This window comes from Bacillus sp. JJ675, assembly GCF_036963165.1.
Lineage (GTDB): Bacteria > Bacillota > Bacilli > Bacillales > Bacillaceae > Bacillus > Bacillus glycinifermentans.
In genome coordinates this window covers 19,117-31,423 of the sequence record NZ_JBALMR010000068.1, presented here as the reverse complement: position 1 = coordinate 31,423, position 12,307 = coordinate 19,117, and the positions used below count along the sequence as shown (strand labels likewise).

General features: G+C 44.7%; 10 protein-coding genes and 1 pseudogene. 1 reads left to right on the top strand and 10 read right to left on the bottom strand.

The genetic code is table 11. From position 1 onward, the window contains the following. Positions 1 to 1,355, bottom strand: a 1,355-nt coding sequence (locus V7126_RS17600) for a ribonuclease YeeF family protein (protein WP_335497987.1), incomplete at its 3' end; no start/stop codon positions are given. A 400-nt stretch (positions 1,356 to 1,755) separates the two neighbouring features. On the opposite strand from V7126_RS17600, the gene V7126_RS17595 reads away from it, so the two are divergent. Beyond that, positions 1,756 to 3,390: a recombinase family protein gene (locus V7126_RS17595; RefSeq protein WP_046132721.1), complete on the top strand. Its 1,635-nt coding sequence runs from the start codon at positions 1,756 to 1,758 to the stop codon at positions 3,388 to 3,390. Positions 3,391 to 3,416: 26 nt separating this feature from the next. On the opposite strand, the pseudogene V7126_RS17590 reads toward V7126_RS17595, so the two are convergent. The 9 genes and pseudogenes from V7126_RS17590 to truB all read right to left on the bottom strand — a co-directional run. Beyond that, positions 3,417 to 3,752 (bottom strand): annotated as a pseudogene (locus V7126_RS17590) (dipicolinate synthase subunit B); the annotation flags it as partial. An 11-nt stretch (positions 3,753 to 3,763) separates the two neighbouring features. Then, a complete protein-coding gene (gene dpaA, locus V7126_RS17585) occupies positions 3,764 to 4,648 on the bottom strand; it encodes a dipicolinic acid synthetase subunit A (protein ID WP_046132722.1) in 885 nt (294 codons plus the stop codon). Positions 4,649 to 4,813: 165 nt separating this feature from the next. Then, entirely contained in the window at positions 4,814 to 5,071 is a 258-nt protein-coding gene (locus tag V7126_RS17580) for a YlmC/YmxH family sporulation protein (RefSeq protein ID WP_046128913.1), read from the bottom strand. Between the two features lie 87 nt (positions 5,072 to 5,158). Then, entirely contained in the window at positions 5,159 to 6,388 is a 1,230-nt protein-coding gene (locus tag V7126_RS17575; protein ID WP_046128914.1) for a M16 family metallopeptidase, read from the bottom strand. A 37-nt stretch (positions 6,389 to 6,425) separates the two neighbouring features. Continuing rightward, entirely contained in the window at positions 6,426 to 7,325 is a 900-nt protein-coding gene (locus V7126_RS17570) for a polysaccharide deacetylase family protein (protein WP_099047104.1), read from the bottom strand. Positions 7,326 to 7,543: 218 nt separating this feature from the next. Beyond that, positions 7,544 to 9,661, bottom strand: a complete 2,118-nt coding sequence (gene pnp, locus V7126_RS17565; RefSeq protein WP_046128916.1) for a polyribonucleotide nucleotidyltransferase — start codon at positions 9,659 to 9,661, stop codon at positions 7,544 to 7,546. Between the two features lie 199 nt (positions 9,662 to 9,860). Then, on the bottom strand, positions 9,861 to 10,130 hold the full coding sequence (gene rpsO / locus V7126_RS17560) for a 30S ribosomal protein S15 (RefSeq protein ID WP_006638123.1): 270 nt from the start codon (positions 10,128 to 10,130) through the stop codon (positions 9,861 to 9,863). A 198-nt stretch (positions 10,131 to 10,328) separates the two neighbouring features. Further along, complete coding sequence (gene ribF, locus V7126_RS17555) at positions 10,329 to 11,288, bottom strand: bifunctional riboflavin kinase/FAD synthetase (protein ID WP_175076228.1); 960 nt, start codon at positions 11,286 to 11,288, stop codon at positions 10,329 to 10,331. A 16-nt stretch (positions 11,289 to 11,304) separates the two neighbouring features. Further along, positions 11,305 to 12,234, bottom strand: coding sequence for a tRNA pseudouridine(55) synthase TruB (gene truB, locus V7126_RS17550; protein WP_046128918.1), 930 nt, complete (start codon positions 12,232 to 12,234; stop codon positions 11,305 to 11,307). Positions 12,235 to 12,307 lie beyond the last annotated feature (73 nt).

Below are 12,307 nucleotides of genomic sequence, written 5' to 3'. Positions count from 1 at the left end.
ATTTGAATCCCTTTTACTTTGGAAGCGACCCTTTGCATCGATTTTTTAAAAGACGCTACGCTTTTTTCCACAGCCTCTTTCGAAGCTTTAATCGTTTTGTTCGCTACTTTTTTAGAAGCTTTACTCGCTTTGGCTGTGACCTGTCCAACCTTCCCCGCTTTGGCCACTTTTCCTACTTTGTCAACGCCTTTTGAACTAACAATCGATGTACCGACCATTCCAACGGCATAGCTAAACCATCTAGCTTGGGTATAAGAATCGCCATTGACTACATCTCGCTCGTAAGACTCTTCAATCCCCTGTTTCATAATATTAAATACTTTTACGGGATGATGAATCGTATAATTAATGCCCTCAATCGTTTCGTCTGGGTGAGCGATCATGTCCCATATGCCTACAGCAGTATCGACAACTGCATTTTTGATTCCTGCAGCACTTCCTTTAATGGAATTGCCAAAATTACGAGAGCCTTCGATTCCATTGAAATACCGTTGTTGCCAAGGGGAAAGATTTTCATATCCAATTTCCTTGGCAAGCTCATAAAACTCTGAAGCTGTTGAAAAGTCATAATCATCAAGCTTCTTCTTTAACTTGGAAATTTTGATATCATGTTCACTAACTTCGCCAATCTCTTTTTCAAGCTTTGATCTCTTATCAAGCTTGTCCAACATGACTCCCATCGCTGTCTCTTGATTCCCGCTCAAAGCATCCAACTCATCCGGTTTTAAAATCGATCCTTTTTGATAGGCGGCAATCTCAATTTTAGGCCCCGTATACATTTTTTCAAGTCTTTTTATGTATTGTTGCATCGTCTCAAGATCGTTTTCAGCAGTTTTGAGGGCGCTTGTTTGTTCCCTGTCAAACGTATGCAGCTTTTCAATCGTCTGATTGATGTCAGTCAATGCTTTTCTATTCTGCTCATGAAATTCGTTGTCATTTAAACCTGGCAGATCGACAATATGGCTGACTTTTGAAATGGCGGCGTTGGCTTTGGACACCAAATGTTTCGTTGTTCGATCAGCCGCGTTTAAGCCTTGTTCCAATTCATGATCGAGAAATGATTGCGAAATATATCCGTTGTGATTCGGCTCCAAGGAATTCAATGCATTTTTAATTTTTTTCAATGCTGATTCATATTCGTCAATGAAAGTTTCGTAGAACTGAAGAAACGGAGTGTGGCATTCTTCGTAGAAAGCACGAATCGCATCTCCGCCTTTTCCTTTTAAGGCATCGTCAAGGGATGTGATGGCTTCAACGCTTTTTTTGACTTTAGCCATTTCATCTGATTGCTTTTTTAACTGTTCCAGCGTATGGTCAATTGCTTTGTGCAACGCCTGAACGTCCAAAGTTTTCATGACATTCTCCTCTAATACTAAAGTTACAATCAGTATATATTTTACCACTTTATAGAAAGGGATTGGTGGATAAATCCTGCTTATCCATGAAAATGAATCGAATAACCTAGTTCATAATTCCTGTTTGTTTTAAGCACAAAAAGAAAGACGCACACCCCTCATACGAAGGCATTTGTTAACAAGATGGGAAAATGAGAAGGAGTTATTATGCTCCCTTTTATATTCTCAATAAAATAAGAATTTTATCGGGATTCAAATACCGTGAAAGTAAACAGCTATTTTGATGAAGATAAAGATTGTTCATATTTTGTTATTTGTTTTTGATTGCATCCTTTGGAAATGTTAAATATAATCAAGAAAATGTTACCTAATTTATAATGTCACCAAAGGGAGTGTCGGTGTGAATTTAAAGAACGCTTTAGAAAATCATAATGTCTCTAATATACTGGGTTATATAAGGAAATCCAGACAGGATATTGAGCGAGAAAAACGAACAGGAGAGGATACATTAGCCGAACAAACTAAATTGATGAACAATGTTTTAATGTCCATAGAACTTCCTTATGAATTAAAATCAGAAATTGGTTCAGGTGAAAGCATAGATGGTCGCCCTGTTTTTCAAGAATGCCTCAAAGACCTCGAAAACGGGAAATATCAAGCAATAGCCGTTAAAGAGTTAGCACGTTTAAGCAGGGGGAGTTATTCTGATGCTGGTAGGATTATTGAGCTTATAACAGAAAAGCGAATTCCTATAATAACTCCATACAAAGTATTTGATCCAAGAAACGTAATGGACATGAAACAAATTAGATTTGAGTTGTTCTTAGCTAGAGAAGAATACGAGCTGATTAGAGAACGTTTGACTGGAGCAAGATATACTTATGCCGCACAAGGAAAATGGGTAGCAGGGAAAGCCCCATATGGATATCGATACAATAAAAACACAAGGAATCTTGAAATAAACGAAGAGCAAGCAAAAGTCATTATAATGATTTATGATTTATTTCTATATGGCTTAAATGGCGTTGATATGAGTTATACAGCAATAGCAACGCATTTAACTAAAATGGGCATTCCCACTCCCAGAGGAAAGAAAGCATGGAGTTATTTTTATGTAAAGCGGGTACTTGAAAACGATCTTTATATAGGTACGATCAGATTTAGAACCCATGAAAGAAATAAGAAAGGGCAAAGAATCCCTAGACCTGAAAATGAGCATATTGTTGTTGAGGATGCTCATCCAGCAATTATAGAGAAGGGAAAATTTGAAAAAGTACAAACAAAAATAAAAAATAAGCCTATAGCACCCCACAATCCTCTTGATTTTGATCCATGTGAACTCGCTAGTGTATGCACTTGTTCGGTTTGTGGAGGAAAGCTTGTGAGAAATTGTGGTAAGCATAGATATAAGAAAAAAGATGGCTCTGAGAGTATTTATATTAAAGAGTTCCTAAAATGTCAAAAAGAACGCTGCATGAGCGTTAAATATCGTGATGTTGAAGAAGCAATCTTGGAAGTATTAAAAAATATTGAAAGCATGGATGAGGATCAGCTTAAAATCTTTTTTGAGGCTCAGATTAATGAGCAAAAAAATGCAGATGGCTCACAGACGCAAGAAAGGATGCTACAGCAAATTGAACAAAAAGAAAAGGAGCTAAAGAGTCGAGAATCCTTTATTTTTGAAAAATTTGAGCAAGGAATTTATACTGATGAAATTTTTCTTCAACGAAAAGCTGTTATTGATAAAGAAAGAGAAGAACTTAAAAAAGCGAAGAGCGAGTTAGAGCAAGCTCCTGTATTGACCAAGAATGAATCAATACCAACCATAAAAGAAAACATGAAAACATTTAGAGAAGCTTATATGGAGCAAACTGAAAAAACGATAAAGAATGAGTATTTAAGAACAATTTTTGATCATGTGGAGATTGAAATTATTGAAAAAGGAAGAGGCACACGGCCTTCAAAATTTAGGATTGTCCCTTATTTTAAGTATAAAGCTTTAACCAATAAAAACTTGAGAACCCTTGTAAAATAGGGGTTCTTTCTTTTGGGGGTATGATAAATGACAGACGAGTCCGTCATCGCGTTTGCGAGCTTGCTCAGCGAATTTCCCGTCAGCGGCGCAATCACCATGCAGTCAAGCGGTGTTTTCGGTCCGAGGGGCTCCGCTTTCGGTATGGAATCGATAACTTCAAAACCCGTGAGCTCTTCGATTTTCCTAACCCATTCTTCCCCTTCTCCAAAGCGTGTGTCCGTCGATTTTACCGTTGTCGTCACGATCGGCCTGACCTCTGCTCCTTGATCGACGAGCTTTTCGATTTGCGGAAAAACGGCATCATACGTACAGTGAGAACCCGTAAGGCCAAATCCGATTCTTTTTCCCTTGATCGACATTATGACAGCCCCCTTCAATCGGTTGTTGATGGTGATAAAAGATTGCACAAAACGTTGGCGATGATCTGACCCGCCGTTTTAGGAGCGACAATACCCGGAAGACCCGGCGCAAGCAGCGCTTTGATGCCCTGTTTTTCGGCAAATTCGAAGTCGGTGCCCCCCGGGCGGGTCGCCAAATCGAGAATCAATGTTCTGGGTGTCATTCGGGATAGGACGGCGTGATCGAGAATGAGACTTGGAATGGTATTGATGCAAATATCGGTATCTTCGACGTGCTCCCCAAGTTCATGTATGTGAAAAGGAGTGAGGCCCATCTCCATGATTCTGGCAAGGTGTGCCGAGGCTCTCGCGCCGACTTTGACGCGGGCTCCGAGAGCGGAAAACGCCCGGCTGATGCTCATGCCGGTCCGTCCGAGTCCGAGAACCATGACGTTTGAGCCGTGAATCGTATAATCGGTGTGCTGGATAGCCATCATAATGGCCCCTTCAACTGTAGGTATCGAGTTGTAAATCGCGATATCGTCTCTTTCAAAAAGCTTGATGAGCCGGCGGTTTGATCCCTTGGCGATACCTTCTAAATAATCGTTTGATATACCTGAATAGATCGTGCAATGAGGCTTTGTTTTTTCCAAATGCTCCTGCATTAGCACAACTTCTTCATTCGAGAAAACGGTGGCAACCGCGCCGTCTGCCGATGTTCCTGATACAGGCAGAACGATGCTGTCTACCGCTCCGAAGTCGAGTTCGCCTAATTTTAATTTGGTGGCGCCCGTAAATCCGTGGTCAAGCTGGTCAAAACCGACCAGAAACACCTGTGCATCCTGTTCGGTCAGCTTGCGGATGATTTCAAGCTGCCTCGCATCACCGCCGATGATTGCAATCGTCAATCCGGTTAACATGGCTTTATATTCACCTTCTTTTTGACAAGGATCTAATTCATAAGCTAATGTCATCATATGAAAAAAAGGAAATGGCGGTGAATTGAAATATTCCGGGTGATCTCAAGGCAATAAAAAAACCCGGCTTGAGGAGCCGGGCCGGTTCTTGCATTATGAAAAAGAAGTTTATTCGTCGTGATTCCCGAGTTCTTCCGGAACGTCGAGAATGATCATGTCAGATCCGATCTTGCGGATCTGCTTCCAGGGCACTCTGATGTCATTCCCCTGTTTTCTAAAGCCGAACCATTTGACCGACGGGATGATAAGAGCGGTAATCTGTCCGTCCTGTTCATTGATTTCAAGGTCGGTCTGTCCTAAAATGCCGAGGCGCTCGGCCCGCTTGACATCCACGATTTCCTTTCCGGATAGTTCACTGAGCCTCATCGAAAAACCCCCCTTTTGTAATGATGTATGTTCTCCAAACAAAAAACATGCCTGCACTTTTAAACAGGCATGTTTTTCAGGCATATATTACTTCGGCAGCTCTCCGGTCGGGCTGATTAAGGCCGTTGAAAAATCATCGGTAAAAATGCGGTTCGCGAGGCTGTTAACCCGGTCCAGGTTAACGGCATTCAGCTTTTCGATGATTTCATCAAGCGTCCGGTGCCTTCCAAGTAACAGCTCGTTTTTGCCGTTGCGGCTCATTTTGCTGTTTGTGCTTTCAAGGCTCAGCATCAGGCTGCCTTTCATCTGCTCTTTGCTGTTTTCAAGTTCTTTCGGCGTGATGCCCTCTGTTTTTAAAACGCGAAGCGTTTCATGGATCGTATCCGAAAGAAGCTGAAGCTGACCCGCGCCTGTTCCGGCGTAAATGGTCATCATTCCGCTGTCTTCGTACGAGCTGTGGTAGCTGTATACGGAATAGGCGAGCCCTTTATCTTCGCGGACATCCTGAAAAAGGCGGCTGCTCATGCTTCCTCCGAGGATGTTGTTGAGCACGATCAAATCGTAAATCTCTGGATGGCCGGCTTCCAGGCCGTTGAAGCCGAGGCAGAGATGAGCCTGTTCGGTTTCTTTTTTCCGCGCCATTTTTTCATGCCGGAATTCCGGTTTACTCGTTCCCGTTCTTCTTCCTTTTGCCTCATATGAGCCAAAATGCTTTTCGGCTTCTTTAATAAAGCTGTCAGAAACATTCCCGGCAATCGAAATCACGACGCGGTCAGGCGTGTAATATTCGTCCATATACCCTCTCAAGGCATCCCCGTCAAACGTGGCAAGCGTTTCCTCTGTTCCGAGAATCGGATAGGCGAGGGAATGCCCTCCGTACGACGCTTTGCTGAGCAGATCGTGGACGATGTCGTCAGGCGTGTCTTCATACATTTTAATTTCTTCGTAAACGACGTTTTTTTCTTTTTTTAATTCTTCTTCGTCAAAAGCTGAATGAAAGAACATGTCTGAGAGCACTTCCAATGCATAGCTCGCATGCTCATCAAGAACTTTGGCATAATAGCACGTATACTCCTTTGAGGTAAACGCATTGACCTGTCCCCCGATTCTGTCAAACGACTCGGCGATGTCTCTGGCCGTACGCGTTTTTGTCCCTTTAAAAAACATGTGCTCCAAAAAATGCGAAATGCCGTTAATTTCCGGTGTTTCGTGTCTTGATCCGGTTCCGATCCAAACCCCGATCGCGACGGACCGGACAGTGGGATTGTTCTCGAGTACAATTCTTACCCCATTTTGACAAGTATACCGTTTTATCAAATCTGTTCCTCCTATTCAAAGAACGGGCCCTGAGCATCTATTTTACCGCAAGCCTTTTTTCGTTCAGCAGCTGTGAGACAGTTCCGATATGATAGCCTTTTTCTTTCAGCTTCTGAATCAAGATTCCGAGGCTTTTGGCGGTTGGATCTGTCGGATGCATTAAAATCATGGCGCCGTTATGTACTTTGCTTAATACCCGATGCTGCAAGACGGCCGGCTGCGGCTTCTGCCAATCGATCGTATCAACTGTCCACATCACCGTTCCCATTCCCATCTTGCGGGCCTGATCTACAACTTCTTTGCGAAAGCTTCCGCTCGGCGGAGCAAACCATTTCGGCTCAACGCCAATCGTTTCTTTGATTTGCCGGTTCGTCAGCCGCAGCTGTTCCGAAATGCGTTCACTCGTCAGTTTGCTCATATCGGGATGATTGTATGAATGGTTTCCGATTTCGTGCCCGTCTCTTACAATGGTTTTCGCCAGCTCAGGATGATTTTTCACCCATCTGCCCTCGAGAAAAAAAGTGGCTTTCACATCGTTCTCTTTCAAAACAGGAAGCATCTTTGTTAAGTGCTCATTTCCCCAGGCGACATTGATAAGGAACGAGACCATCGGTTTGTCGGGATGCCCGCGGTAGATCGGTTCAGGCTTCAAAGACTCAAGGCGGACCTCCGGTTTGACCTGGTCATAGACGAGAAGCTTTTCATCGAATGTGCCTGAACGCTTCATCTTTTTGTACGATTTTTCGATATTTACCTTTAACCCATTATAGCCGGGCATCGCTTTCCAAATTCTATCGATTTTTGCATTTTGGGCTTTCACTTCATATTCAGGAGCTTTTTGAAGCAGTTCCTGATACAGTTCGTCCTTTTGGGCGGCAACGGTAGCCGCGTCCTTTGTCATTGCATCTATGTAATCTAGTGAGTACGGATGATTCATGACCTGATATGATACAAGCAATAAAAAGAAAAAAACGGCAAACGGAACGAATTTTCTTTTCAATTGTATTTCCTCCCTTCCCCACAAAATATGTGGGAAAAGGACAAGATAGAACTGGAGCGGTTTTTGGAAACAATTTTGCTTAAAACAAAGAAGCCGGGTCCCCCAGGCTTCCTTTTTCGTTTTTTCAGCTTAACAGAAGCAAGACGGACACCGTTTTAAGACTTTTGTTCTTCCTTTTCCTTCTGTTCGCGGAGTACTGCTTTTCTTGATAAGTTGACACGTCCCTGCTTATCGATTTCTGTTACTTTGACAAGGATTTCGTCGCCTATTTTCACGACGTCTTCAACTTTTCCGACACGTTCAAGCGCAAGCTCTGAAATATGAACGAGACCGTCTTTTCCGCTGAAGAGCTCGACGAAAGCGCCGAATTTTTCAATCCGTTTGACTTTACCTAGGTAAAGCTGTCCGACTTCAACTTCTCTGACAAGGTCTTCAATGATTTTCTTCGCTTTTTGGTTCATGCTTTCATCTGTTGAAGAAATAAAGATCGTGCCATCTTGTTCGATATCGATTTTAACGCCTGTGTCTTCAATGATTTTATTGATTTGTTTTCCGCTTGGTCCGATAACATCGCGGATCTTATCCGGATTAATCGTCATCGTCAAGATTTTCGGTGCGTATGGAGACAGCTCTTTTCTCGATTCAGCCAATGTGTTCAGCATGCTATCAAGGATTTCCATTCTGCCTTTTTTCGCCTGCTGAAGCGCTTCATCCAAGATTTCTCTTGAGAGACCGGCAATTTTAATATCCATTTGCAGGGCTGTGACGCCTTTAGACGTTCCCGCAACCTTAAAGTCCATATCTCCGAGGTGATCTTCCATACCTTGAATATCGGTTAAGACCGTGTAGTTGTCGCCGGATTTGACAAGCCCCATGGCGATTCCGGCAACCGGCGCTTTGATCGGCACCCCTGCGTCCATCATCGCCAGCGTGCTTGCGCAAATGCTGGCCTGGGAAGTCGAACCGTTTGATTCAAGTACTTCAGAGACAAGGCGGATGGTGTACGGAAAGTCTTTTTCAGACGGAACAATCGGTTCAAGCGCCCGTTCTCCGAGGGCTCCGTGTCCGATTTCGCGGCGCCCCGGTCCGCGCATCGGTCCTGTTTCCCCGACGCTGAACTGCGGGAAGTTGTAGTGGTGCATGAAGCGTTTTGATTCTTCTACACCGAGACCGTCCAAAATTTGAACATCGCCGAGCGCACCCAGCGTACAGATGCTGAGCGCCTGCGTCTGTCCGCGCGTGAACAGGCCGGAACCGTGCGTTCTCGGAAGCAGTCCGACCTCTGAGGAAAGCGGGCGGATCTCATCGACGCCCCGGCCGTCCGGACGAACCTTTTCTTCCGTGATCAGGCGGCGCACTTCATTTTTCACAAGCTGTGACAAAATGTCGTTCACCTGTTTCAGCGTTTCTTCATCATGCTCTTCTTCTTCAAATTTTGCTGCAACTTCTTTTTTTACTTCGTTGATCGCGTCTTCGCGCGCGTGTTTTTCGTGAACCTGGATGGCTTTTAACAGATCGCTTTCAGCCATGGCTTTCACTTTTTCTTTCAGATCGGAATCGATCTCATACAGAGTGACTTCTGATTTTTCTTTTCCGACGACGGCGACGATTTCTTCCTGGAATGCGATTAAGCGTTTGATTTCCTCATGACCGAACATGATCGCTTCAAGCATGATCTCCTCGGGAACTTCGTCTGCTCCGGCTTCCACCATGTTGATGGCATCCTTCGTTCCGGCCACGACTAAATGAATGTCGCTTTTTTCAAGCTGCTCAAGCGTCGGATTGATAATGAATTCGTTGTCGACCCGGCCCACTGTAACACCGGCGATCGGTCCTTCAAACGGAATATCAGAAATCGACAGCGCAAGGGATGAACCGAACATTGCCGCCATTTCTGACGAACAGTCCTGATCAACGCTCATCACGATGCTGACGACTTGAACTTCGTTGCGGAAACCGTCGGCGAACAGCGGACGGATCGGACGGTCGATCAATCGGCTGGCCAGGATTGCTTTTTCGCTCGGTCTGCCCTCTCTTTTAATAAAACCGCCCGGAATTTTTCCGACAGCATAAAGCCTTTCTTCGTAATTCACGGTTAAAGGGAAGAAATCTACGGTTTTAGGCTCTTTTGAAGCCGTTGCTGTGCTTAGAACCGCAGTATCTCCATAACGGATCAGAACGGCTCCGTTTGCTTGTTTTGCAAGCTGGCCGGTTTCAACGGTCAGTTTTCGGCCGGCCCAATCTATGGAAAAGACGTGTTTCTCTTGTCCCATTCTTATATGAACTCCTCTCTTCGGATAGTTTTTACGTTACTCCTATTATGAACGAAATGAATTGAACATATCAATGGCAAAGTGCTATGTAGAGATCGAATCAGTTAATTAAGATCATATATATGAACCACGTGTTTTGGAGTTGCCGGATATTCGTTTTTATACGATAAAAAAGCGGGAATCCTCCCGCTTTTTACGATTATCGACGTAATCCTAGTTTGTTGATCAACTCACGGTAACGAGTTACGTCTTTGTTACGAAGATACGTAAGAAGATTACGACGTTTACCTACCATTTTAAGAAGACCGCGACGTGAGTGATGGTCTTTCTTATGAACGCGCAAATGCTCGTTCAGGTTGTTGATTTGATCAGTTAGGATAGCGATCTGAACCTCCGGTGATCCCGTGTCAGATTCGTGTGTTTTGAACTCATTGATGAGTTGGTTTTTACGTTCTTGAGTAATTGCCATCCTGTTTCACCTCCAAATGTTATTAGCCCCGGTTACCTAGCAAACGCCGGTGAATCGATTTGCCAAGTGATCGGTTTTAAAGCTACAGACAATATGATACTAGAAAGACCGGCCTGATGCAAGGCATTTATGAGAAACTTTGCCGTATGTTTCATTTTCATCATCATTGTTGACGGATGTCCGCTGTTTTTATACCTGTTAAATTTCGGTCAGCTTCGCTTCTTGAAAAAAGCGGATCGCTTCTTCCCTGTCTTTCGAAATTTGTGCGACCAGTTCGTCCACGCTGCCGAATTTTTTCTCGCTTCTCAAGCGTCTGTACCACTCGACTTTTATATCAGTTCCGTATATCTCCCGGTTAAAGTCAAATAAGTTCACTTCGATCGAAGGCTGGTCAGGGCGTTTTTCGTAAAACGTCGGCTTGTATCCGACATTGCAGACTCCGTTGTACGACGTCCCGCCGATTTCCGCTTTGACGGCATATACGCCTGTCGGCGGCACGATGTACGCGTCGGAAAGCCCGATATTGGCAGTCGGAAAACCGATCGTCCGGCCCCTTTTATCACCGTGAATCACGATGCCTTTGACATAGTACGGTCTTCCGAGCAATTCAGCGGCATACTCTACGTCGCCTGCCCCGATGACGGTGCGGATCCGTGTCGAACTCACCTTTTGATCCTGATTGGAATATTTGGCGACACAAGTACCTCTCACGCGGCCTTTGGCAAATTCCTGGAAGTTTCCCATCGTGCCTTTTCCAAATTTCCCGAAAGTAAAATCAAAGCCTGCCACGACATGACATACATTAAAACCGAGAATATATTGCTCGATAAATTCTTCAGGCGAAAGGGAAGCAAATTCGGGGCTGAATTCCACGATATATAAATAATCGGCCCCCAACCCTTCGATGATACTGATCTTTTCGCTTAAAGGCGTAATTAAGTCTTTAGGCTCTGAGCCTTTTTTCAACACGGCCGAAGGATGAGGGTGAAACGTCATCACGGACGTTTTCGCTCCTTCTCTCTTTGCGATTGTTTCAGCCGTCCGAATCACTTGCTGATGCCCCAGGTGAACACCGTCAAAATAACCTAGTGCCATAACTGATTTTGGAAAGTCCTCACGCTTCAGGTCGTGCGGATGAGAAATATGTATCGTCTTCAAGAACGGTCACCTTTTCTTATTGTTCGCTTTTTTGCACGAGTACTTTTGCAGGCTTTAACAGTCCCGGCTTTGCAGGATGAGGAAAATAAACGGCAATACAACGGCCGTCTTCCGTGAAAACCGCCAGGCGGTCTTCGCCGGTCAAGTGTGTTAAGCCCGCGGGTGTTTCAAGCACTGCGCCATTTTCCACTTTCTTAGCTAATGTATCACTAATTATCCATTTCGGCAAATGATCAAGCGCACGCTCGATCGGGACGAGCTGCCCGGACAATGTGCCGTTTGCGATGTGATCCTCAATCTCTTCAAACGTCAGGCACTCCTCAAGCGAAAAATTGCCTGAAGCCGTCCTGATCAGATGGGACATATGGGCCGGAAGCCCGAGCTTTTCGCCGATAGTGACCGCCAGAGTCCTGACATAAGTGCCTTTGGAACATGTCACAGTAAACCTGAACCGGGCCGTATCCTCTTCTCCCGCGACTCCAGAGGTCAGTTCGATATGATGAATGGTGACGGTGCGCTTCGGCCTTTCAACCTCGATCCCCGCTCTTGCATATTCATACAGTTTTTTGCCGCCTACTTTGACTGCCGAATACATCGGCGGCACTTGTTCGATTCTGCCTTCAAGGCTTTTAAGGACGCTCCTCACCGCTTCTTCATCAGGCGGAGTGCCGACCGGCTTTCTTTCGGTGATCTCCCCCGTCTGATCCTCTGTCGTCGTTGAAAAGCCAAGCGTAACCTCGGCATCGTACGTTTTTGATTTCTCCGTCAAGTATTCAACGATTTTGGTCGCCCTGCCGATACAGATTGGGAGAACGCCTGACACCTCGGGATCAAGCGTCCCTGTATGACCGACTTTTTTTGTTTTTAGCATTTTGCGGATCTTCATGACGCAGTCATGGGAGGTCATCCCGACCGGTTTATGTAAAAGCAGGACTCCGTTGTACATGCAAACATCCGCTCCTTTCTCATTTCAGCTAAAAAGGACAGGCGGTTAAAAAACCGCCTATCCTCTTTTTCAG

Coding starts and splice junctions, on each gene's coding strand:
- truB (WP_046128918.1), bottom strand. CDS start 12,234: ATGTACAACGGAGTCCTGCTTTTACATAAACCGGTCGGGATGACCTCC.
- dpaA (WP_046132722.1), bottom strand. CDS start 4,648: ATGTTAACCGGATTGACGATTGCAATCATCGGCGGTGATGCGAGGCAG.
- V7126_RS17580 (WP_046128913.1), bottom strand. CDS start 5,071: ATGAGGCTCAGTGAACTATCCGGAAAGGAAATCGTGGATGTCAAGCGG.
- V7126_RS17570 (WP_099047104.1), bottom strand. CDS start 7,325: ATGAATCATCCGTACTCACTAGATTACATAGATGCAATGACAAAGGAC.
- rpsO (WP_006638123.1), bottom strand. CDS start 10,130: ATGGCAATTACTCAAGAACGTAAAAACCAACTCATCAATGAGTTCAAA.
- pnp (WP_046128916.1), bottom strand. CDS start 9,661: ATGGGACAAGAGAAACACGTCTTTTCCATAGATTGGGCCGGCCGAAAA.